This window comes from Bradyrhizobium sp. 155 (genome assembly GCF_023101105.1).
Lineage (GTDB): Bacteria > Pseudomonadota > Alphaproteobacteria > Rhizobiales > Xanthobacteraceae > Bradyrhizobium > Bradyrhizobium canariense_D.
This window is the reverse complement of record NZ_CP064704.1, coordinates 3,522,194-3,544,450: the sequence shown is the minus strand read 5'-3', so window position 1 is coordinate 3,544,450 and position 22,257 is coordinate 3,522,194. Positions and strand designations below refer to the sequence as shown.

Sequence of the window (22,257 nt, the reverse complement as noted above, 5' to 3'; positions counted from 1 at the left end):
GTACAAGGCATCAAAAAAGCCCGGCCGGTACGGCCGATTGCGGGAGGACCAGCATGACCATCACGCAGCGGGATCGCGATCTCGGAACGGCCTATGCGATGAAGCCGGCGCACACCCGCACCGAGCTCACCTCGGTCATGCGCGGCACGCCGATGGGCGAACTGCTCCGCCGCTACTGGCATCCGGTCGGGCTCATCAGAGACGCAACCGACACTCCGAAGAAGGTCCGCGCGCTCGGCGAGGATCTGGTGCTGTTCCGCGACAAGCACGGCCGCGCCGGCCTGCTGCACGCCCGCTGCTGCCACCGCGGCACCACGCTCTATTATGGCAAGGTCGAGGAGGACGGCATCCGCTGCTGTTATCACGGCTGGAAGTTCGACACCGAGGGCCATTGCCTGGAGCAGCCCTGCGAGCCCGATGGCGGCCAGTTCAAGGACAAGGTGCGCCAGCCCTGGTATCCGGTCGAGGAGCGCTACGGGCTCATCTTCGCCTATCTGGGCCCCGCCGAGAAACGCCCGGTGCTGCCGGCCTATGAGTGCCTGGAGACCATGGACGACGGCGAGTTCGTCGACGCCGACGATTCCTCGATCGGCGGCGGTGGTCCCGCGATCATCCCCTGCAACTGGCTCCAGCATTTCGAGAACGTGGTCGATCCCTACCACGTGCCGGTGCTGCACGGCTCGTTCTCGGGTCCGCAATTCACCAACATGATGGCATCGATGCCGGAGGTGACGTTCGACAAGACGCCGCGCGGGATCGCCGTGCGCTCGATCCGCAAGCAGGATGACGGCAAGGTGTTTTACCGCGTCACCGAGGCGGCGCTCCCCACCTTGCGCGTTGTGCCAAACCCGCGCGTGGCGCAATTCGCCCGCGTCGAGTCGATCGGCTGGACGCTGCCGATCGACGACACCTCGTTCCGCATCTACGTCGCCGGCCGCGTCAAGAACGCCGGCGACATCGGTCGCATGCGCTCGAAATTCAACGGCAAATTCTGGTGGGACATGACCGAAGAAGAACATCAGCGATTTCCGGGCGATTACGAAGCCCAGGTCGGCCAAGGACCGCAGACCATCCATTCCGAGGAGCATTTCGGCCAGAGCGACCGCGGCATCCTCATGATCCGACGCATGCTGAGCGACCAGCTCGAGGCGATGGAAGCAGGCCGCGATCCGATCGGAATCTCGTTCGATGCAAGCGCGCCTCCCGTCGAATTCGAAGCGGGGAATTACATCCGCGAAGGCTGACCTGCCAGCCCCAATCAGGGCTGGACCGACAACGATAACAAAGACTAATTGGGGGAAGCGATGGTCGATGTGACGTCACAAATGTCGGTGCAAACGGCCGCGACGGCAAAACCCTCGGCGCGGCGCTATTACGTGCTAGGCCTGCTCACGATCATCTACGCGCTGAACTTCCTCGACCGCACGATCTTCAACGTGCTGATCGAGCCGATCAAGAAGGAGTTTCAGCTCAGCGATACCATGATGGGCCTGCTCGCGGGCTTCGGCTTCGCGCTGTTCTACTCCCTGCTCGGCATCCCCATCGCGCGCGTCGCCGACCGGCTCAACCGGCGCAACATCGTCGCCGCCGCCTTCGCGTTCTGGAGCGCGATGACGGCATTGTGCGGCGCCGCTTCGAGCGTCACTTCGCTGGCGCTGGCGAGGATCGGCGTCGGCATCGGCGAGTCCGCGGGCTCGCCCGCCTCGCAATCGATCGTCGCCGACCTCTTCGCCAAGAACGAGCGTCCGCGCGCGCTCGGCATCTACGCCGTCGGCACCTATCTCGGCGTATTCCTCGGCTATTTCGTGGGCGGGTACGTCAACCAGCACTATGGCTGGCGGATGGCGTTCTACGTTGCGGGCCTGCCCGGCATCCTGCTTGCTATTGTCCTGTGGCTGACGATCTCCGAGCCGAAGCGCGGCGCCATGCAGGAGAATTTCGTGCCCGAGCCGCTCGGGCCGACGCTGCGCTTCCTGGCCTCGCAGCGAAGCTTCATCATCGTGCTGATCGGCTTCTGTCTCACGACTTACACGAACTATGCGACCGCGGCCTGGATCCCGCCGTTCCTGGCGCGCGTGCACCATCTGTCGAGCGCCGAGATCGGCACCTATGCCGGCACCTTCAAGGGGCTCGCCGGCATGGCCGGCACCCTGCTCGGCGGCTTCGTGGTGGCGCAGATCAGCCGCCGCGACGACCGCTGGAAGCTGTGGGCGCCCGCCATCACCTCGGGCCTTGCCGGCCCGGTGTTCGCGCTGTGCATGCTGACGCAGGACTTTGCGCTGATGGTGGCCACGCTGGCGCTGACCTCGTTCCTGGTCGGCTTCCATCTCGGACCGATCTTCGCGATCGCGCAGACGGTCGCCAAGCCGAGCATGCGGGCGCTGGCCTCCGCCCTGATCGCGCTCACTGCCACCTGCTTCGGCCAGGGCCTCGGCCCGCTCGCCGTGGGCGTGGTCAACGATGCCCTGAAGGGCGCTTACGGCGCCGACGCGGTGCGCTATTCCCTGCTCTCGGCGGCGGTCACGACCACGCTGGGGGCACTCCTGTTCGTCTGGGCGGCGCGCTCGATCCGGGACGATATCGGCCGGGCGGCCGCCTGACGCCGGTACAGGCCGCAAGCCCGGCGAAACCAACCGGGCGCATTAATGAAACCATTTTGCGGAACCCGCGAAACCATCCGGAAACAGACGGTCTTTACAAGACGAGCCATAGACGGCGGCAAAGCCCGTCGGGAGGCTCAGATGAACCACTCTATCCACTCTGCTGATCGTGCGACCCATCTGAAGATCGTGGTGGTGGCGCTGGTGGCCGGAATTACAGTGGCCGGCTTCGGGATCGCAGCCCGCACCAATGCCGATTACAGCCAGACCGCCCAGTCCGCCCATGTGATCAAGGCCGGGAAGCCGGTGGTGGTGACGAGCGCAGGGACGTCGGAGATCCGCTGACACCGCCCCGCTCGGGGCTGACAGAGGCCGCCGCCTGGCGGCCTTTTTCGTTTTCCAGAGCAATGCTTAGCCGGGATGTGCCGGTGAAGCGCAACATCCTTGACTTCACCCAGCCCCGCCTTTAAGTCCCCCCTCGTTCCGCGCGCTGTCAGCGAACCACGCGGGAGTAGCTCAGTTGGTTAGAGCGCCGGCCTGTCACGCCGGAGGTCGCGGGTTCGAGCCCCGTCTCTCGCGCCATTTTGGCAATTCCTTCATAGCCTTAGAACAAACTTCTACACGCCTTTCGCGGCTGTGACGGCGATCGCCGGCATCCGTCGAGAACTTGCGCCATAGTCAGCCGAAGCCCGAATCGTCTAGGCCTTGCAGGACTTGGAGGGATCCCCACCCTTTACCGCCTTTTCCGGGGCCCCTGTGATTGAGGAGGCCAGATATGGCTAAGAAGGATTCCACGAAGAAGCCTGCCGCGCCCGCCACCATCACGCTCAAGCACCTCGCCGCCGACATTGCGGAGAGCCAGGACCTGTCGAAGAAGCGCGCCGAGGCCGTTCTGACCGACATGGTCGAACTCATCACCAAGCACCTGAAGAAGGGCGACCGCGTCCGCATCGTCGGCCTTGGCATCCTCCAGGTCCGCAAGCGCGCCGCCCGCACCGGCCGCAATCCCGCCACGGGCGAGCCGATCCACATCAAAGCCACCAAGAAGGTCGCCTTCCGCCCCGTCAAGGAACTAAAAGAGGCGATCTGACCACTCACGTTTCGTTAAGCCTGATCAGCCTCCTCCGGCCTCACCGCACCCTGCTTTTCTGGTATACCGCCTCTCTCCCCTGACCCGGCGGTTTGACCAGAAATGTCCTCCCTCACCTTTTCGCATACCGTGACCGAGCGCTTCCTGCGCTACGTCACCATCGACACCCAATCCGATCCGGAATCCCCGGCCTCGCCATCGACCGAGAAACAGAAAGATCTCGGCCGTGTGCTCGCCGCCGAGCTCAGGGAGATGGGCGTCGAGGACGCTCATCTCGATGATTACGGCTACGTCTATGGAACGATCCCGGCGAACACGACCAAGAAGGTGCCCGTGATCTGCTTCTGCTCGCACATGGACACTTCGCCCGACGTCACCGGCAACGACGTCAAGCCGCAGATGGTGAAGAACTATCGCGGCGGCGACATCACGCTGCCGGGCGATACCAGCCAGGTGATCCGCTTCGCCGAGCATCCGGCGCTGAAGAACCAGATCGGCAACGACATCATCACCACCGACGGCACCACGCTGCTCGGTGCCGACAACAAGGCCGGCGTGGCTGAGATCATGGATGCCGCGCATTTCTTCATCAACAACCCGCAAGTGAAGCACGGCACCATCAAGATCCTGTTCACGCCGGACGAGGAGATCGGCCGCGGCGTCGACAATGTCGACATCAAGAAGCTCGGCGCTGATTTCGGCTACACCATGGACGGCGAGAGCGCGGGTAGCGTCGAGGACGAGACCTTCTCGGCGGACGGCGCCACCATCACCATCAACGGCGTCAGCGCCCATCCCGGCTATGCCAAGGGCAAGATGGAGCACGCCATCAAGATCGCCGCCGCCATCGTCGAGCGTCTGCCCCGGGAAGGCTGCTCGCCCGAGACGACATCAGGCAAGCAGGGTTTTCTGCATCCGATCGGGATCGAGGGTGCGCTGGAGCAGGCTACGCTCTCCTTCATTGTGCGCGACTTCACCGAGGAAGGGCTGAAGGAGAAGGAGATCCTGCTCGAGAACATCGTCAAGGACGTGATGAAGGATTTTCCGCGCTCGACTTACACATTCGAGGTGCGGGAGCAGTACCGCAACATGAAGCAGGTTATCGATCGCCACCCGCACATTCTTGAATACGCCATCGAAGCGATCCGCCGCGCCGGCCTGCGCCCGATGCGCACCGCGATCCGCGGCGGCACCGACGGCTCCCGCCTGTCCTTCATGGGACTGCCCTGCCCCAACATCTTCGCCGGCGAGCACGCATTTCACTCCCGGCTCGAATGGGTCAGCCGGCAGGACATGGAGAAGGCGGTGCAGACGATCGTCCATCTCGCCATGATCTGGGAGGAGAAGGCTTAGGCCTCTCGTCAAAAGGCAATATGGCCGGGATCGCTCCCGGCCATCGTCCTGCACGTTACGGCACCCGCATCGCACGCGGAGAGCGATGGAAGCGGTTGGAGCTCGCCATCCAGTTCGGGAGCGGCGCGCCGTCGCGATGCCGGCCACCGGCAACAGCCGCAGCCCAGGCCACCGCAGCGCCGATCAGGGTTGCTGCCGCAACGGAGAAGGCGACGATGATGGAGTTACGCCGCGCCCGATTGATGGCCGTCCTTGAATCCGCGATCAGCGTGTCGACCCGTCGCTCCGAGTCGGGTGCTGCAAGTCCCGTCAACGCGGCCACCTGCTGCACGAGGTAGGCCCGGTCATCGGTGCTGACGCCGCTGTGGCTCGACGCCGTCATCAGGATGCGTCCCGCTTCGGCACGAGGTTCCCTGAGGTCGGTGTTGGGGGGCCGCCGCGCTGCGCGAAACAGCTTATCCAGCTCGTAGCTCAACAGAGGCTCGGCGGCGGAGGTACTGCTCGCCGAACTGCGCATCGGCGAGCGGTCAATCGCAGCTGCGCCGAGCATCGCGAGCAGAGCGGCACCAAGCAGCACGGCGAGCGCCCAGGACATCAGGCCATGCAGCCCGTCCCGCCGTTCGCCCTCGTCTTCGATCGTTGTGACCGCCGGGGCTGGTCGCGTCGTCCGGCCGGCGATATAGCCGCCGAAGCCGAAGCTGATAATCGCCTGGATGATCAGATACAGCCCCGACAGCAAAGCCAGCGCCGCCGATGCATCGCGCCATGTCGGCGAGGCTGAACTGACGCCCAGGCCGACGGCGACTCCAAAGCCGACCAGGATGAACGACATTGCGCCGGCAGCCAAAGCGCCTGCGATCACCGAGCTCCACTGGATGATGCGCCTTTCATCGGCAGCGACGCCGCCGCCTTCCACGATGTCTTCCCGTATGAGAGTTTCCATGGTCATCGCCGCTCTCTCAGCGCAAGCCGAAGAACGACAAGATCGCCATGACCACCACGATCAAGCCGATGAGATAAATCAATCCGTCCATGGTCCGTCCTCCTCAATTTCTCCTCGTCGCTAATCACAATGAACAAGGAACGTTCCAAATTGGACCGAGCCAGCGGGAACGAACCCGCGCGATGCGGATTATCTGTCCAAGTCCCAAGGATGAAGTTTGTGAGCACGAAAGCCTCAGCCGGTAAGTCCCGGCTGGGGCTTTCTTTTTGTGCGCCGGTTCCTGTCCTATGTTAACGACGCCGGCTCTCGGATCATCAAGGATGCGCTCGGGGCGGGAACCTCCGGATCGGGAGAGCCGCGTGGATCGCAGAACCGCGTGCCTTCATCAGGCAGATGCATTCCGGGAAAAGGCGATCGCCGATCCCGAGCACCACGACCAGTGGATCGATGAAGCCATCAAATGGCTGGAACGGGCCATGGAAGCGGGCTGCCGCGCCGTCGTCACGGTCGAAGGCGGCGATATGCCGAACGTTGCACGCGGAGCGGCAGCCGATGCTCGGCTGAGCTTGATCACACGCCAATGAGAAGAGCTGCCGTCTTCGCGAGCGCTGCGGCAATTGTTCCCGGAACGTAACAATGTTGCGGGTCGACACTGTTCCCAACGCCATGCTAGGCCGGGCGCAGACCGCAACCAGAGTGACGTCGTGCTCGCGAACCGCCAGCCCTCAGGATCATGCCGGCCGCGCAACTGGCGCGGGCTGCTGTCTGTGCTGATCGCGGTCGTCTACCTGCTCGCGGGAGCGCTGCATGGCCTGCACGACATCGACGTCACCACGCCCGGTGGCGGCTCGGAGATCAGCGCGGTGCTTGACGGCTCGGCGGATCACAACGACCACAAGGCCATCGGCGGGCATCATTGCCATGGCTGCTTCGCGGTGACGGTGGCGCAGCCGACGCCACCGGCCGGATCGATCGGGCTCGTGTCCGCATCGCGCCCGCAACGCGCACCCCGGCTCGCCGGCATTGTTCCCGACACCGACTCCCCGCCTCCCAAACATATGGCCTGAACGGATTGGTCGGGCGCCACGAGCGTCCATTCGGTTCATCCTCACAGGTCGGTTTCATGTTTTTCAGGGGAATGGCCGCGCGCCTGGCGTGCGCGGCAGCGTGTCTGATTGCCGGATCGGCGCTTGCGCCATCTCACGCCCAGACTCTGACGATGCGGAGCGCGCTTTCGCGCGCGCTGGCCGCGAGCCCGCGGCTGACCGCGGCGGAGCGCGATGTCGGCATCGCCACGGGCCAGCGCATCCAGGCAGGTGCGCTTCTCAATCCGGAACTGACCTACGAACAGGACAATTCGTTCGGGTCCGGCATCTATCGCGGCACACGATCGGCCGAGACCACGCTCCAGATCAGCCAGGCCTTCGAGCTGTTCGGCAAGCGCGACGCGCGGATTGCAGCTGGCGTCGCCGGCATCGAGGTCGCCGCGATCCAGCGCAAAGCCGTCAGGCTGGAGGTGCTGTCGGAGACCGCGATCGCCTTCCTCAGCGTGCTCGGCGCACAGCGGCGCATCCAGATCCTCGACGAGCAGATCACCGCCATCGACCGGCTGACGCCGCTTTTGCGCCGACGCGTCGAGGCCGGCGCCTCCTCGCCGGCCGAGACCGGCCGTGCGGAGGTGGCGTCCGCACTGGTGAAGGCCGACCGCGAGCGCTTCAAGGCGACGCTGGCCAGCGCCCGGCGCGAGCTTGCGGTCTTGATGGGCGACGCGGCACCGAAATTCGGCGAGGTCTCCGGACGGCTCGACACCATGGGCCGGCCGCCGACGTTCCAGTCGGTCGTCGCCGCGATCGATGCCAATCCGCAGCTGGTGCGCTGGACCGCGATCTATGCCCAGCGCAACGCCGAGCTGTTGCTGGCGCGGCTAAGGCCCTATCCCGACGTGCGGATCGCCGCCGGCTGGCGCCATTTCAACGAGACCAATGACGACGCGGCGCGCCTCACCGTCTCGGTGCCGATCCCCGTGTTCGACCAGAACCAGGGCAATATCCTTTCGGCCCAGGAAAGCCTCGCCAAGACCAAGGCCGAGCGCGAGGCCAACCGCAACACGCTGATCGTGGTCGCCGGCCGCGCCTACGACTCGCTGCAGGGCTCGCTGCGCGAGCTCGCGGTGCTGCGCGAGAGCGCCATTCCCAAGGCCACCGAAGCCTCGGACGCCATCGCGCAAGGCTACGGCCAGGGCCGCTTCAGCCTGCTCGAAGTGCTCGATGCCCAGGCCAGCGTCACCCAGGCGCGGCTGCGCGAGCAGGAGGCGCTGCAGAATTTCCACGCGGGGGTGGCGACCATCGAAGGGCTCGTCGGCAATCCCTTTACGCTGGCGCGGGAGAGCGCACGATGAAGACGTCCTCCACCATCCTCGTCGCATTCGTTGCCGCCGCACTTGGCGTCGCACTTGGCGCTTACGGCTATTCCCTGCTCGGCCCGGCCAGGGTCGAGCATGCCGAACACGCCGCGGACAAGAAGCCGGAGAAGCCGAACGACCATGTCGAGCAGGACGAGCACGGTGCCGACCGGATCCGCATCTCCGACGTCAAGCTTGCCGCCGCCGGCGTGACGCTGGCGGAAGCCGGGAGCGTCACGCTGACCGACACGCTCGCCTTCAACGGCATCCTGCGCGCCAACCAGGAAGCCGTGGTGCAGGTGACGCCGCGCTTTCCCGGCGTTGCCAAATCGATCCAGAAGCGCATCGGCGACGAGGTCGGCAAGGACGATCTGCTCGCCGCGATCGAGAGCAACCAGAGTCTCACCGTCTACGAGCTCAAGGCGCCGCTTGCCGGCACCGTCATCGAGCGGCAGATTTCGCTCGGCGAATACGCCTCCGAGCAGAAGCCCGCCTTCGTCGTCGCCGACCTCTCCACTATCTGGGTCGATCTGTCGATCTATCGCCAGGATCTGCGGCGCGTTCGTCTCAACGACGAGGTGCTGATCGATCCCGACGACGGCCGCGGCGAGATCAAGGGCACGATCGCCTACATGGCCCCGATCGGCTCGAGCGAGACCCAGACGGCGCTGGCGCGCGTGGTGCTGCCAAATCGGGACGGGCGCTTGCGTCCCGGCCTGTTTGTCACGGCACGGCTGATCCTCGCCGCCCGCAACGTCGCGGTCGCGGTGCGCAAAAGCGCGATCCAGACGCTGGAGAACAGGACTATCGTGTTCGTTCGTGAGGACGGCGACAAGATCGAGGCGCGCCCGGTGGAGCTTGGCGATTCCGACCCGCGCCATGTCGAGATCAAGGCCGGTCTATCGGCCGGCGAGCATTACGTCGCGGAAAACAGCTTCGTCGTGAAGGCGGAGATGGGCAAGGGCGAGGCCGAGCATGATTGAGCGTCTCATCGCGGTCTCGCTGCAGCAGCGCTGGCTGGTCCTGCTGCTCGCGCTCGGCGCCGTCGCTTTCGGAGCGTGGAATTTCCAACGCCTTCCGATCGACGCCGTGCCTGACATCACCAACGTCCAGGTCCAGATCAACACCCGCGCCCCCGGCTATTCGCCGCTGGAAACCGAGCAGCGCATCACCTTCCCGGTCGAGACCGCGATGGGCGGGCTGCCCAAGCTCGACTACACGCGCTCGCTGTCGCGCTACGGCCTGAGTCAGGTGACCGTCGTCTTCAAGGACGGCACCGACATCTATTTTGCCCGCCAGCTCGTCGGCGAACGGATCCAGCAGGTGAAGGACCAGCTTCCGGCCGGCGTCGAGGTCGCGATGGGACCGGTCTCGACCGGGCTCGGCGAAATCTTCATGTACACCGTCGAGGCCAAGGCGGGCGCGAAGACGCAAGGCGGCCACGACTATTCGCTGACCGACTTGCGCACCGTGCAGGACTGGATCATCAAGCCGCAGCTTCGCAACGTGCCGGGGGTGATCGAGGTCAACACCATCGGCGGCTTCGAGCGGCAATTCCATGTGCTCCCCGATCCCGGCAAGCTGATGGCCTACCGGCTCGGCTTTCGCGACGTCATGACGGCGCTCGCCGCCAACAATGCCGATGTCGGCGCCGGCTATATCGAGCGCAACGGCGAGCAATATCTGGTTCGCTCGCCGGGCCAGGTCGGCAATGTCGGCGAAATCAGGGACATCGTCATCGGCTCGCGCGGCGGCAATCCCGTCAGGATCAGGGATATCGCGACCGTCACCGAAGGCCGCGATTTGCGCACGGGAGCCGCAACGCGCGATGGCGAGGAAACCGTGCTCGGCACCGCCATGCTTTTGATCGGCGAGAACAGCCGCACCGTGGCGCGCCGTGTCGCGGCCCGGCTGGAGGATATCGCCAAATCGCTGCCCGACGGCGTCGTGACGCGGACCGTCTACGACCGCACCGATCTGGTCGAAGCCACCATCCGCACCGTCGAGAGCAATCTGCTGGAAGGCGCGGCCCTGGTCGTGGCCGTGCTGTTCCTGATCCTCGGCAACATCCGCGCCGCGCTGGTGGTGGCTTGCGTCATTCCGCTGTCCATGGCCATGACGGTCACCGGCATGGTCGAGACCAAGGTCAGCGCGAACCTGATGAGCCTGGGTGCAATCGATTTCGGCGTCATCGTCGACGGCGCCGTGATCATCGTCGAGAACTGCCTGCGCATGCTGGCCGAGGTCCAGCGCGAGAAAGGCGGCCTGCTCACGATCTCCGAACGGCTGCGCGCGATCCGGAGTGGGTCGAGCGAGGTGATCAAGCCGAGCCTGTTCGGAACGCTGATCATCGCAGTGGTCTACCTGCCGGTGCTGACGCTGACCGGCGTCGAGGGTAAGATGTTCACGCCGATGGCCCTGACGGTGCTGATGGCGCTGGGTGCCGCGGTGCTGTTCTCCATCACCTTCGTGCCGGCGGCGGTTGCCATCTTCGTCACCGGCAAGGTGTCCGAACACGAAAACCTGTTCATGCGGCTGGCGAAGCGCGCCTATCTCCCCGTGCTCCGGCTGGCGATCGACCATCGCCTTGGCGTCGCAATCATGGCCGCCATCATCGTGGTCGCAAGCTGCGTTGCCGCCGCGCGCATGGGCGGCGAGTTCATCCCGAGCCTGGACGAAGGCGACGTCGCGCTGGCCTCGATCCGGATTCCCGGCACCAGCCTGACCCAGTCGCTGGACCTGCAAAAGGCGCTGGAAAAGCGCGTCAAGCAGATTCCGGAGGTGAAGGAGTTCTTCACCCGCATCGGCACCGCCGAGATCGCAACCGACCCGATGTCGCCGGCACAGACCGACGGCTACATCATGCTGAAGCCGCGCGCCGAATGGCCCGACCCTGGCAGCTCCAAGGCCGAGGTGATCGAGGCCATCGCCCGTGCCGCCGACGACATCCCCGGCAGCGCCTATGAAATCTCCCAGCCGATCCAGTTCCGCGTCAACGAGTTGATCTCCGGCGTGCGAAGCGACGTCGGCGTCAAGATCTTCGGCGACGACCTCGACATCCTGCAAGGCGCGGCAAAACAGGTCGAAGCCGCGATCCGCGGCATCCGCGGCGCCAGCGACGTCAAGATCGAGCAGGTCTCGGGCCTGCCGATCCTCACCGTCCGCCTCGACCGCCAGGCGCTCGCCCGGTATGGGCTCAGCATCAGCGAGGTGCAGGGCATCGTCGAGATCGCGGTCGGCGGCAAGTCGGCCGGCAAGCTGTTCGAGGGCGACCGCCGCTTCGACATCGTCGTGCGCCTGCCGGAACATCTGCGCGGCAATCTCGAAGCCATCAGGGCAATCCCGATCCCGCTGCCGCCGGGTGAGGATGCGACAATCGGTGCGCCGATCCGGACGGCACTGCCCGGCTCCCCCCTCGCCCAGATGCGCTATGTGCCGCTGTCGTCGGTTGCCACCGTCGATGCGACGCCCGGCCCCAACCAGATCAGCCGCGAGAACGGCAAGCGGCGCATCGTGGTCACCGCCAATGTCCGCGCGCGCGATCTCGGCTCCTTCGTCACCGAGGCGGAGGCGGCCGTCGCGGAGAAGGTCAAGCTGCCGCCGGGCTACTGGATCGGCTGGGGCGGACAGTTCGAGCAGCTGGTCTCCGCCACCAAGCGGCTGACGCTCGTGGTGCCGTTGGCGTTGCTGCTGGTCTTCCTGCTGCTGTTCATGGGCATGGGATCGGCGGCTGATGCGGCCCTCGTGTTCTCCGGCGTGCCGCTGGCACTGACCGGCGGCGTCATGGCGCTGCTGCTGCGCGGTATTCCGCTGTCGATCAGCGCCGGCGTCGGCTTCATCGCACTGTCGGGCGTCGCCGTCCTCAACGGGCTCGTCATCATCGCCTTCATCGAGCGGCTGCGCAGCGAGGGCCACCCCGTTGCCGACGCGGTGCGCGAGGGCGCGCTGACACGCCTGCGTCCGGTGCTGATGACGGCCCTCGTCGCGTCCCTCGGCTTCGTGCCGATGGCCCTTGCCACCGGGGCCGGTGCCGAGGTGCAGCGGCCGCTTGCGACCGTGGTGATCGGCGGTATCATCTCCTCGACCGTGCTGACGCTGCTGGTGCTGCCGGCGCTCTACGTGCTGTTCCGCCGTGACGGGGCTGCCGAAACGCCTACAATAGCGCCTGATTTGGCAGCGTCCGGGGAGCGGTAGAGGTGGGCAGCCACGACCATCACGGCCATCACGGCCATCATCACGATGATCATAGCCACGATCACGATCATGGTGGCCACGCCCATGCCCATGCGCCCGCCAGTTTCGGCAAGGCATTCGCGATCGGCATCTCGCTCAACACCGCGCTGGTCTTGGCGGAGGCCGTCTACGGCTATATCGGCAACTCCACGGCTCTGCTTGCGGACGCCGGCCATAATCTTTCCGACGTGCTCGGCTTGGTCGTGGCCTGGTGCGCGTCGATCGCGGCGCGGCGCGCGCCCAGCGGCCGCTTCACCTATGGCCTGCGCGCCTCCACCATCCTGGCGGCGCTGGCGAACGCGGTGTTCCTGCTGGTCGCAACCGGCGCGATCGGCTGGGAAGCGATTTTGCGCCTGCGGGAGCCGGAGCCGGTCGCCGGCATCACCGTGATGGTGGTCGCCGGCATCGGCATCCTCATCAACGGTTTTACCGCCATGTTGTTCGCGCGCGGTCGCAAGGACGACATCAACATCGAAGGCGCCTATCTGCACATGGCGGCCGACGCCGCGGTCTCGCTCGGCGTCGTCATCTCGGCGGCGCTGATCATCTGGACCGGCTGGCTCTGGCTCGATCCCGTCACCAGCCTCGTCATCTGCGCCACCATCCTCTGGAGCACCACCAGCCTGCTCCGTGGCTCCATCGACATGTCGATGGCGGCGGCGCCCAGGGGCACCGACATTGCCGCGATCAAGATCCTTCTGCTGGAGCGGCCCGGCGTCACTGCGATCCACGATCTCCACGTCTGGCCGATCTCGACCACCGAGACGGCGCTGACCTGCCACCTCGTCATGCCCACCGGCGCCGGCGATGCCTTCCTGATGGAGACGGCGCAGATGCTGAAGCGCTCCCACCGCATCGGCCACACCACGCTTCAGATCGAGACGCATCCGGACAATGGCTGCGCGCTGGCGCCGGATGACGTGGTGTGAGGTAGTTGCGTTGCTGCGTCCCCATCGTCATTGCGAGGAGCGAAGCGACGAAGCAATCCAGACTGCCTCCGCGGAGAACGGTCTGGATTGCTTCGCTGCGCTCGCAATGATGAGGACAGAGCGACGCCTACGCCGCCTTCGCCGTCACGATCCAGATCGCGCCCTGGAGCGCCACGCTCTGACCCTTCAGGAACGGCGCGAGCGTCTCGCGGATCGAGGCTTTTGCCGCGGCATAGGTCTCCGGCGGATGCCCTTGCAGCGCGCGGCTCGCCGGGCCGATCTGGAGCGAGCCTTCGACCGCGGCATCGAGCCCGCCGCCAATCGCGACGTCCATCGCGAGATTGTGCGGCTCCATCGCGACGTCGACGAAGCCCGCGCCTTTCAGGATGCGCGTCACGCGCTCTTCGGAGGCGAAGGCGAACGGGCCCGGCTCCTCCGGCCCGACCGGCGGCATCTTGGGAACGTGCTTGTAGACCGCCATAAGCGGCGCCATCATCCACGGATTTTCCTTCGGCTCGCGCCAGCAGGCAAACGCCAACCGTCCCGTCGGCTTCAGCGCGCGGCGGAGATTGGTGAAAGACGGGATGGGATCGGCGAAGAACATCACGCCGAACCGCGAGGCCAGCAGGTCAAAGCTCGCCGGCTCGAACGGATGCACCGTCGCATCGGCCAGCACGAAATCGAGCGGCAGGCCTTTTGGCGCAAACGCGCGCGCCTGCGACAGCATCGGCTCGGAGACGTCGAGCCCGAGCGCAAAGCCATCAGGCGCGACAGCCTTCGCGAACGCGAACGTCGTCGCACCGGAGCCACAGCCGATGTCGAGGACGCGCTCGCCCGGCTTCGGCCTGGCGCGGGCGATCAGCACGTCGGCAATGGGTCCCAGCAGGCTCTCCTGCGCCGCATGGCGATCGGCTCAGCGCTGCCCGCTGGGGCCATTCCAGTAGGCGATCTGATCGGCGTTCTGCTCGTGTCCGCTTGGTTGTTGCATCAGGGCCTCTGTGGCTCGGTATCGCCCGCCTGCGCCTATCGGCTTCGGCGCGGCAGCCTTCGTTCGCTTCGCGCCAATAACGTGTGAGGCTGGCTCGCCGAGCCGAAGCTCGCGAAGCGAGCAAAGGCTGGTGGGCGGTGAGAGATTCGAACTCCCGACCCTCTCGGTGTAAACGAGATGCTCTAACCAGCTGAGCTAACCGCCCCTCGCCGCTTCTTTATCCCTACCGGCCCCGAACGGGCAAGCGCGGAACGCCAATTCCAGGGCCTCAATCCTGTGCCCGGCCCGGCAGCAGCGGCACCGCGTCGATCCACACCGCCGCCGACTGGCACCAGATCTGCCTGACGGGCCGCAATTTGTCGCGCTGGCGGATGCTGCCCCAGCGGATGCCCCAATCGTCCTCCTGGTCGCCGTCGCCGCTCGTGAACAGCGGGGAACCGCAGTCGGCGCAAAAGTGCTGGAAAAGCGCATCCGGCCGTTGTCGCCGCGCTTGCCGTAGATCCTGGGCGTGCCGGCAGTCAGGCGGACTTCGGCGCCCGAACAGACGGCCGTCACCCGGAAGGGCGAGCCGGTCAGTGTCTGGCAATCGGTGCAGTGGCAGACCGACACCGTCTCCGGGTCGATCTCGGCTTCAAAGGTAATCTCGCCGCAATGGCATTGCCCGTCGATGTGCATTGTCGTCATCCGCTGCCCAAAACAAAATGCCCCACAAAAAAACGGCGCCCGAAGGCGCCGTTTTATCATCTTTTTCGAGCTGCGATCTCAGTGAGCGGTCAGGCCGCCGGCGGCTTCGTCGCCGTCCGGCTTCACCGTCACCTTGGTGTCCTCTTCCCAGACGATCGGCACTGGCTTCTTGACCAGCGCCTTGGCGACGACGTCGTCGAGGCGCGAGACCGGGATGATCTCCATGCCGCCCTTGATCGCATCGGAAATCTCCGTGAGATCCTTGGCGTTGTCCTCAGGAATCAGCACCGTCTTGATGCCGCCGCGGGCAGCAGCCAGCAGCTTCTCCTTCAGGCCGCCGATCGGCAGCACGCGGCCGCGCAGCGTGATTTCGCCGGTCATCGCGACATCGTGGCGGACCGGGATGCCGGTCATGACCGAGATGATCGCGGTGGCCATCGCCACGCCCGCCGACGGACCGTCCTTCGGCGTCGCGCCTTCCGGCACGTGCACGTGGATGTCGCGCCGGTCGAACAGCGGCGGCTCGATGCCGTAGACGATCGCGCGCGAGCGGACATAGGACGCCGCCGCCGAGATCGATTCCTTCATCACGTCACGCAGATTGCCCGTGACCGTCATCTTGCCCTTGCCGGGCATCATGACGCCTTCGATCGTCAGCAACTCGCCGCCGACATCGGTCCAGGCAAGGCCGGTGACGATGCCGACCTGCGGCTCGCTCTCGATCTCACCGTAGCGGTACTTCGGCACGCCCAGAAGCTCTTCGAGAGTCTTCTCGGTGATCTTGACCGACTTCTTCTTGGAGATCATCAGCTCCTTCACCGCCTTGCGGGCGAGTGTGGAGAGCTCACGCTCCAAATTGCGCACGCCCGCTTCGCGGGTGTAGCGGCGGATCAGAAGCAGCAGCGCGTCGTCGTCGATCGAGAACTCCTTGGAGTCCAGGCCGTGCTTGGACACCGCGGTCGGGATCAAGTGCTTGCGCGCGATCTCGACCTTCTCGTTCTCGGTGTAGCCCGCGATCCGGATGATCTCCATGCGGTCCATCAGTGGTCCCGGAATATTGAGCGTATTCGCGGTCGTGATGAACATCACGTTGGACAGATCGTAGTCGACCTCGAGATAGTGGTCGTTGAAGGTCGCGTTCTGCTCGGGGTCGAGGACCTCGAGCAGCGCCGAGGACGGATCGCCGCGGAAATCGGCGCCCATCTTGTCGATCTCGTCCAGCAGGAACAGCGGATTGGACGACTTCGCCTTCCGCATCGACTGGATGATCTTGCCGGGCATCGAGCCGATATAGGTGCGGCGGTGCCCGCGGATCTCGGCCTCGTCGCGCACGCCACCGAGCGAGACGCGCACGAATTCGCGCCCCGTCGCCTTCGCGATCGACTTGCCGAGCGAGGTCTTGCCGACGCCGGGAGGGCCGACGAGGCACAGGATCGGGCCCGTCAGCTTGTTGGCGCGCGACTGTACGGCGAGATACTCGACGATGCGGTCCTTGACCTTCTCCAGCCCGTAGTGATCCGCATCCAGAACCGCCTGCGCGGCTTCCAGATCCTTCTTCACCTTGGACTTCTTGTTCCACGGAATCGACAGCAGCCAATCCAGATAGTTGCGCACGACGGTCGCTTCCGCGGACATCGGCGACATCTGGCGCAGCTTCTTCAATTCATGCTGCGCCTTCTCGCGCGCTTCCTTGGAGAGCTTGGTCTTGGAGATCTTCTCTTCGAGATCGGCGAGCTCGTCGCGACCGTCGTCGTCGCCGAGCTCCTTCTGGATCGCCTTCATCTGCTCATTGAGATAGTACTCGCGCTGGGTCTTCTCCATCTGGCGCTTGACGCGCGAGCGGATGCGCTTCTCGACCTGGAGCACCGAGATCTCGCTCTCCATCAGGCCCAGCACCTTCTCCAGGCGCTGCGTGACCGACAGCGTCTCCAGGATGCCCTGGCGATCCGCGATCTTGACGGCGAGATGCGAGGCGACGGTGTCGGCGAGCTTGGCAAAATCGGTGATCGCCTGCACGACGCCGACGACCTCGGCCGAGATCTTCTTGTTGAGCTTCACGTAGCTCTCGAAGTCGGACACGACGGAGCGCGCCATGGCCTCCGCCTCGACCGACTTCGCATCGGTATCGGCGAGCGCAATCGCGGTCGCTTCGTAATAGTCGGCGCGATCGGTGTACTTCTGCACGCGCGCCCGCTCGAGCCCTTCGACCAGCACCTTCACAGTGCCGTCGGGAAGCTTCAAGAGCTGGAGCACGCTGGCAAGCGTACCGGTCTCGTAAATGGAATCGGGTGCCGGATCATCGTCGGACGCGTTCTTCTGGGTCGCGAGCATGATCAGCGCGTCGTTCTTCATCACCTCTTCGAGCGCGCGGATCGACTTCTCGCGGCCGACGAAGAGCGGAACGATCATGTGCGGGAAGACGACGATGTCGCGCAGGGGCAGCACGGGATAGGCGTGCGTTTCGCCATGGACGATGGTTGGCCTGGGTTTTGGATTGGTCATGGCCTTTTCCTTTTGCTTTGCCCCCTTGCACGCAGCCCGCCATGCTCATGCGCAACCGCCACAAGGTGCCGAGGTGACCCGCAATACCGATCGGTCCTTTTGAGGTTGGACCGGCTTGCCGAATCGGAACTGAGGCGAATCTTGAAGAGAATTTTTACTCGCCGCCGACATTAGGTGGCTATCGACCCGGGGGGTGTCAAGTCATTGAAAGACGCGCGCCATCAGGCGCTTACGCACGCAAATAAGCGACGCAACACCGGCTGCGGAGATACTTTCCGCAGCCCCTGCTTGAGGAGACGATTGGAGCGTTCCAGCGCCGAAATCAGGCGCTGGCGTTCTCGACGGCGCGATCGGACCGATCGGCGTAGATGTAGAGCGGACGCGCCGTTCCTTCCACGACTTCGCGGGAAATCACGACTTCTTCCACACCTTCGAGGCCCGGCAGGTCGAACATGGTCTCGAGCAGGATCGCCTCGAGGATTGAACGCAGCCCCCGCGCACCGGTCTTGCGCTCGATCGCCCTGCGGGCAACCGCGCCAAGCGCCTCGTCGGCGAAGGTCAGCTCGATGTTCTCCATCTCGAACAGCCGCTGGTACTGCTTCACCAGCGCGTTCTTCGGCTCGACCAGGATCTTCTTGAGCGAAGCCTCGTCCAGATCCTCCAGCGTCGCCACGACGGGCAGACGGCCGACGAATTCCGGGATCAGGCCGTACTTCAGGAGATCCTCAGGCTCGACATGACGGAAGATTTCGCCGGTGCGGCGGTCTTCCGGTGCGAGCACCTGAGCGGCGAAACCGATCGAGGTCGAACGTCCGCGTGCCGAGATGATCTTTTCGAGGCCCGAGAACGCACCACCGCAGATGAACAGGATATTGGTGGTGTCCACCTGCAGGAACTCCTGCTGCGGATGCTTGCGGCCGCCCTGCGGCGGGACCGAAGCCACCGTGCCTTCCATGATCTTGAGCAGCGCCTGCTGCACGCCCTCACCCGACACGTCGCGCGTGATCGAGGGATTGTCGGACTTGCGGCTGATCTTGTCGATTTCGTCGATGTAGACGATGCCGCGCTGGGCACGCTCGACATTGTAGTCGGCGGCCTGGAGCAGCTTCAGGATGATGTTCTCGACGTCCTCGCCGACATAGCCGGCTTCGGTCAGCGTCGTCGCATCCGCCATCGTGAACGGCACGTCCAGGATGCGGGCGAGCGTCTGCGCGAGCAGCGTCTTGCCCGAGCCGGTCGGACCGATCAGCAGGATGTTCGACTTCGCAAGCTCGACGTCGTTGTGCTTGGTCTGGTGGTTGAGGCGCTTGTAGTGATTGTGCACCGCGACCGAGAGGACCTTCTTCGCATGGTTCTGGCCGATCACGTAATCGTCCAGCACCTTGCAGATTTCCTTCGGCGTCGGAATCCCGTCGCGCGACTTCACCAGCGAGGATTTGTTCTCCTCGCGAATGATGTCCATGCAGAGCTCAACGCACTCGTCGCAAATGAAGACCGTGGGACCCGCGATCAGTTTGCGCACTTCGTGCTGGCTCTTGCCGCAGAACGAGCAATACAGCGTGTTCTTGGAGTCGCTCGTGCCGACCTTACTCATTCATGTCTCCGTCCGCGGTTCGATCCCGTCCGCTCGATCGCCCTATTCCGGCACGACAGCCGGTACAGTCCTTCAAATAGAGCAAATTCCGTACCAAAAAAGACCCTACGCGTTACATGCCGTGCGAATCGCGGTCATTCGATTCCCCGCGATCATAGCCGATCAGTCATAGCGAACCATGCTGGCACCCGACTATCAAGAATTCGCTAATCGGGGGTCGCCGGCTACCCGTGACAATACCGTGATTTCCGGTCTTGGCACGGGCGAAGTGATCGAAATCACCCCGGCGTTGCTGGATTGCCACGAAAAACAAGCACGAAAGCGGAACTTTCTGCCTGTCGCAGGGCGCAAAAGTGCGTTTTGCGACGCGCGCACGTGTCCTTAACGTGAACGCTCCCTGATGGTGCCCGCGGTCCCAGAGGGATTGCCGGCACAGTAGGCTACGGGGTCTTCGGCGACGCGGTTTCCTCGGCGCGCTTGTCGATCACCCTGTCGACCAGGCCGAACTCCTTGGCGTCGCTCGCGGTCAGGAACTTGTCGCGTTCCAGCGCGTCCTCGATCGCCTTGTAGGTCTGGCCGGTGTGCTTCACGTAGATCTCGTTGAGCCGCTTCTTCAGGTTCAGGATTTCCTGGGCGTGCAGCATGATGTCGGTGGCCTGGCCCTGGAAGCCGCCGGAGGGCTGATGCACCATGATGCGCGCGTTCGGCAGCGAGAAGCGCATGTCCTTCTCGCCGGCGCAGAGCAGCAGCGAGCCCATCGAGGCGGCCTGTCCGGTGCACAGCGTCGAGACCGGCGGACGAATGAACTGCATGGTGTCGTAGATCGCGAGGCCCGACGTCACCACGCCGCCCGGCGAGTTGATGTACATCGAGATTTCCTTCTTCGGATTTTCCGCCTCAAGGAACAACAGCTGCGCGACGATCAGCGTCGACATGCCGTCCTCGACCGGCCCGGTCAGGAAGATGATTCGCTCTTTCAGAAGGCGCGAGAAAATGTCGTAGGCGCGCTCGCCACGGTTGGTCTGCTCGACCACCATGGGCACGAGGTTCATGTAGGTTTCAACCGGATCGCGCATGAGTCACCTAGGGTTTTGAAGAGGCGGACATCGCCAGGCCCGGCTGCCAGTCGGGGCTGGATCTGCCGGAAGGCCGATGGACGTCCCGTGATGCAGGAACTTGGCAGAAGAACTTGGTAGAGGCACTTGGCAGAAGCAGAGGGCGTAGCGACAGATATAGCCCAATTCGCGCCTGACAAGTGCGGAGCGAATTAAGGCTTAATCCGTGAGGCAGTTGAAGCTGATTCGTACAAAGAGGCCCAGCCGGCCACCTGGCTAGCTCGACCTCTTCGCTGATCATCCTTAATGCAAGGCTATCCTGGAGGCTCTCCTAAAGGCTCTTCTGGAGCCCTCAGGCCGCGGTCTTTTCCGCCTCGTCGTCCTTGTAGAGATCGTCGCGCGAGACCTTCTTCTCGGTCACCTTGGCAAGCTCGAGGATGAAGTCGACGACCTTGTCCTCATAGATCGGTGCACGAAGCTGGGCCAAGGCTTGGGCGTTGCTGCGGTAATAGTCCCAGACCTCCTTCTCGCGGCCCGGCATCGAGCGCGCCCGCTCGATCACGGCGCGGCCGACCTCGTCATCGGTCACGGAGATCTTGTTCTTCTCGCCGATCTCCGAGAGCACGAGGCCGAGCCGCACGCGACGATCGGCGATCTTGCGGTACTCTTCCTTGGCGGCGTCTTCAGTGGTGTCTTCGTCGGCGAAGGTCTTGCCGGCGGACTCCATCTCGGCCTTCACCGAGTTCCACATCAGATTGAACTCCTCGTCGACCAGCGAGGGCGGAGCCTCGAAGCGATGGGCCTCGTCGAGGCGGTCGAGCAGCGCGCGCTTGACGCGCTGGCGGGTCGCGGTCGCGAACTCGGCCACCAGCCGCTCGCGCGCCGCTTCCTTCAGCTTGTCCAGCGATTCCAGGCCGAGCGTCTTCGCGAACTCGTCGTCGATCGCGAGATCCTGCGGCGCCTCGATCAGCGTCGCGGTGGTCTCGAACTCGGCCGGCTGGCCGGCGAGCTTGTCGTTCATGTAGTTCTTGGGGAACGCCACCTTCAGCGTGCGGGTCTCGTTGGCGGCGATGCCGATGAGCTGCTCTTCGAAGCCGGGGATGAAGGTGTTGGATCCGATCACCACCTGGATGCCCTCGCCGGCGCCGCCTTCGAAGGCTTCGCCGTTGATGGTGCCCTTAAAGGCGACGGTGACGCGATCACCCGATTCGGCCTTGGCGCCCTCGCCCTTCGCGGCATAGCCACGGTTCGAATCGGCGATGCGCTTGATCGCCTCGTCGACGTCGGCGTCGGTGACTTCGGCCACAGGCTTTTCGACCTCGAAGGTCTTGAAGTCGGCGAGCGCAATCGACGGCACCACCTCGATCGCAACCGTGTAGGTCAGATCGGTTTTGCCGTTGAGCAGCTCCTCGACCTCGGCCTGCTCGGTCGGCATGGTGATCTTCGGTTCGGTCGCCAGGCGGAAGCCGCGCTCGGAGAACAGCTGAGTGTTGGTGTCGCGGATGGTCTGGTCGATGGTCTCGGCCATCACCGAGCGGCCATAGACCTTCTTGAGGTGCGTGACCGGCACCTTGCCGGGACGGAAGCCGTTGATGCGAACCTTGTCCTTGAGGTCGACGAGCTTGGCACCGGCCTTGGCGTCGAGATCAGACGCGGGAACGCTGATCTTGAACTCGCGCTTCAAACCTTCCGAGAGGGTTTCTGTGACCTGCATGGTGTCCAATCTTCTTCTCGTTCGGTCCCGGCGCGCATGCGTCGGGACGCTGTCATTAATCGATCCGGCGCGAGGCGAACGCCTCAACGCCGGTGGTTCATCGGACCGACTTCCGGCGGACAAACATCCGCGCGGGAGCAGATCGCGTAATCCGTGCAAACGCTGAAAGCG

General features: G+C 64.6%; 16 protein-coding genes, 2 tRNA genes and 2 pseudogenes. 12 read left to right on the top strand and 8 right to left on the bottom strand.

All coding sequences use genetic code 11. The features are described 5' to 3' along the window. Positions 1–53: 53 nt before the first annotated feature. The 6 genes from IVA93_RS17300 (at position 54) to pepT (ending at position 5,043) form a co-directional block, all read left to right on the top strand. Entirely contained in the window at positions 54–1,244 is a 1,191-nt protein-coding gene (locus IVA93_RS17300; RefSeq protein ID WP_247375171.1) for an aromatic ring-hydroxylating dioxygenase subunit alpha, read from the top strand. Between the two features lie 60 nt (positions 1,245–1,304). Next, entirely contained in the window at positions 1,305–2,600 is a 1,296-nt protein-coding gene (locus IVA93_RS17295) for a spinster family MFS transporter (protein ID WP_345946519.1), read from the top strand. Positions 2,601–2,741: 141 nt separating this feature from the next. Beyond that, entirely contained in the window at positions 2,742–2,945 is a 204-nt protein-coding gene (locus IVA93_RS17290; protein WP_026232877.1) for a hypothetical protein, read from the top strand. A gap of 160 nt (positions 2,946–3,105) precedes the next feature. Next, positions 3,106–3,182 (top strand) — tRNA-Asp (locus IVA93_RS17285). Between the two features lie 193 nt (positions 3,183–3,375). Further along, positions 3,376–3,690 (top strand): HU family DNA-binding protein, encoded by a 315-nt coding sequence (locus IVA93_RS17280; protein ID WP_018455099.1) that lies wholly within the window; start codon positions 3,376–3,378, stop codon positions 3,688–3,690. A gap of 102 nt (positions 3,691–3,792) precedes the next feature. Continuing rightward, positions 3,793–5,043 carry a peptidase T gene (gene pepT, locus IVA93_RS17275; RefSeq protein WP_204511352.1) on the top strand — a complete coding sequence of 417 codons (1,251 nt, stop codon included), beginning with the start codon at positions 3,793–3,795 and terminating at the stop codon, positions 5,041–5,043. Positions 5,044–5,098: 55 nt separating this feature from the next. Here the strand turns inward: pepT and IVA93_RS17270 are convergent, their stop codons facing one another. Further along, positions 5,099–5,992, bottom strand: coding sequence for a hypothetical protein (locus IVA93_RS17270; RefSeq protein ID WP_204511353.1), 894 nt, complete (start codon positions 5,990–5,992; stop codon positions 5,099–5,101). A 353-nt stretch (positions 5,993–6,345) separates the two neighbouring features. On the opposite strand from IVA93_RS17270, the gene IVA93_RS17265 reads away from it, so the two are divergent. The 6 genes from IVA93_RS17265 (at position 6,346) to IVA93_RS17240 (ending at position 13,549) form a co-directional block, all read left to right on the top strand. Further along, positions 6,346–6,570, top strand: a complete 225-nt coding sequence (locus tag IVA93_RS17265) for a protein-tyrosine phosphatase family protein (RefSeq protein ID WP_018455102.1) — start codon at positions 6,346–6,348, stop codon at positions 6,568–6,570. Between the two features lie 120 nt (positions 6,571–6,690). Then, on the top strand, positions 6,691–7,053 hold the full coding sequence (locus IVA93_RS17260) for a hypothetical protein (protein WP_247789890.1): 363 nt from the start codon (positions 6,691–6,693) through the stop codon (positions 7,051–7,053). A 56-nt stretch (positions 7,054–7,109) separates the two neighbouring features. After that, positions 7,110–8,384: a divalent metal ion exporter subunit IhpA gene (gene ihpA / locus IVA93_RS17255; protein ID WP_085353357.1), complete on the top strand. Its 1,275-nt coding sequence runs from the start codon at positions 7,110–7,112 to the stop codon at positions 8,382–8,384. Next, entirely contained in the window at positions 8,381–9,370 is a 990-nt protein-coding gene (ihpB, locus tag IVA93_RS17250; protein WP_018455105.1) for a divalent metal ion exporter adaptor subunit IhpB, read from the top strand. The genes ihpA and ihpB overlap by 4 nt, the downstream gene beginning before the upstream one ends. Next, entirely contained in the window at positions 9,363–12,581 is a 3,219-nt protein-coding gene (locus IVA93_RS17245; RefSeq protein ID WP_247789889.1) for an efflux RND transporter permease subunit, read from the top strand. Before ihpB ends, IVA93_RS17245 begins: the two co-directional genes overlap by 8 nt. A gap of 2 nt (positions 12,582–12,583) precedes the next feature. Next, positions 12,584–13,549 (top strand): cation diffusion facilitator family transporter, encoded by a 966-nt coding sequence (locus IVA93_RS17240; RefSeq protein ID WP_018455107.1) that lies wholly within the window; start codon positions 12,584–12,586, stop codon positions 13,547–13,549. A gap of 127 nt (positions 13,550–13,676) precedes the next feature. Here IVA93_RS17240 and IVA93_RS17235 read toward each other — a convergent pair. The 7 genes and pseudogenes from IVA93_RS17235 to tig all read right to left on the bottom strand — a co-directional run bounded on the left by IVA93_RS17235 (position 13,677) and on the right by tig (position 22,086). Next, positions 13,677–14,537 (bottom strand): annotated as a pseudogene (locus tag IVA93_RS17235) (methyltransferase domain-containing protein). Positions 14,538–14,665: 128 nt separating this feature from the next. Then, a tRNA-Val gene (locus IVA93_RS17230) sits at positions 14,666–14,742 on the bottom strand. Positions 14,743–14,805: 63 nt separating this feature from the next. Then, positions 14,806–15,221, bottom strand: a pseudogene (locus IVA93_RS17225) (GFA family protein). 78 nt (positions 15,222–15,299) lie between these two features. Continuing rightward, entirely contained in the window at positions 15,300–17,723 is a 2,424-nt protein-coding gene (lon, locus tag IVA93_RS17220) for an endopeptidase La (protein WP_018455109.1), read from the bottom strand. Between the two features lie 322 nt (positions 17,724–18,045). Next, complete coding sequence (clpX, locus tag IVA93_RS17215; RefSeq protein ID WP_007603503.1) at positions 18,046–19,317, bottom strand: ATP-dependent Clp protease ATP-binding subunit ClpX; 1,272 nt, start codon at positions 19,315–19,317, stop codon at positions 18,046–18,048. Positions 19,318–19,757: 440 nt separating this feature from the next. Beyond that, positions 19,758–20,393, bottom strand: a complete 636-nt coding sequence (locus tag IVA93_RS17210; RefSeq protein ID WP_007611005.1) for an ATP-dependent Clp protease proteolytic subunit — start codon at positions 20,391–20,393, stop codon at positions 19,758–19,760. A 331-nt stretch (positions 20,394–20,724) separates the two neighbouring features. Then, complete coding sequence (gene tig / locus IVA93_RS17205; RefSeq protein WP_018455110.1) at positions 20,725–22,086, bottom strand: trigger factor; 1,362 nt, start codon at positions 22,084–22,086, stop codon at positions 20,725–20,727. Positions 22,087–22,257: the final 171 nt, after the last annotated feature.

Excerpts from the sequence above, each read along its gene's own strand:
- IVA93_RS17300 (WP_247375171.1), top strand. The coding sequence starts at position 54 with ATGACCATCACGCAGCGGGATCGCGATCTCGGAACGGCCTATGCGATG.
- IVA93_RS17295 (WP_345946519.1), top strand. The coding sequence starts at position 1,305 with ATGGTCGATGTGACGTCACAAATGTCGGTGCAAACGGCCGCGACGGCA.
- IVA93_RS17290 (WP_026232877.1), top strand. The coding sequence starts at position 2,742 with ATGAACCACTCTATCCACTCTGCTGATCGTGCGACCCATCTGAAGATC.
- IVA93_RS17280 (WP_018455099.1), top strand. The coding sequence starts at position 3,376 with ATGGCTAAGAAGGATTCCACGAAGAAGCCTGCCGCGCCCGCCACCATC.
- pepT (WP_204511352.1), top strand. The coding sequence starts at position 3,793 with ATGTCCTCCCTCACCTTTTCGCATACCGTGACCGAGCGCTTCCTGCGC.
- IVA93_RS17270 (WP_204511353.1), bottom strand. The coding sequence starts at position 5,992 with ATGACCATGGAAACTCTCATACGGGAAGACATCGTGGAAGGCGGCGGC.
- ihpA (WP_085353357.1), top strand. The coding sequence starts at position 7,110 with ATGTTTTTCAGGGGAATGGCCGCGCGCCTGGCGTGCGCGGCAGCGTGT.
- ihpB (WP_018455105.1), top strand. The coding sequence starts at position 8,381 with ATGAAGACGTCCTCCACCATCCTCGTCGCATTCGTTGCCGCCGCACTT.
- IVA93_RS17245 (WP_247789889.1), top strand. The coding sequence starts at position 9,363 with ATGATTGAGCGTCTCATCGCGGTCTCGCTGCAGCAGCGCTGGCTGGTC.
- lon (WP_018455109.1), bottom strand. The coding sequence starts at position 17,723 with ATGACCAATCCAAAACCCAGGCCAACCATCGTCCATGGCGAAACGCAC.
- clpX (WP_007603503.1), bottom strand. The coding sequence starts at position 19,317 with ATGAGTAAGGTCGGCACGAGCGACTCCAAGAACACGCTGTATTGCTCG.
- IVA93_RS17210 (WP_007611005.1), bottom strand. The coding sequence starts at position 20,393 with ATGCGCGATCCGGTTGAAACCTACATGAACCTCGTGCCCATGGTGGTC.
- tig (WP_018455110.1), bottom strand. The coding sequence starts at position 22,086 with ATGCAGGTCACAGAAACCCTCTCGGAAGGTTTGAAGCGCGAGTTCAAG.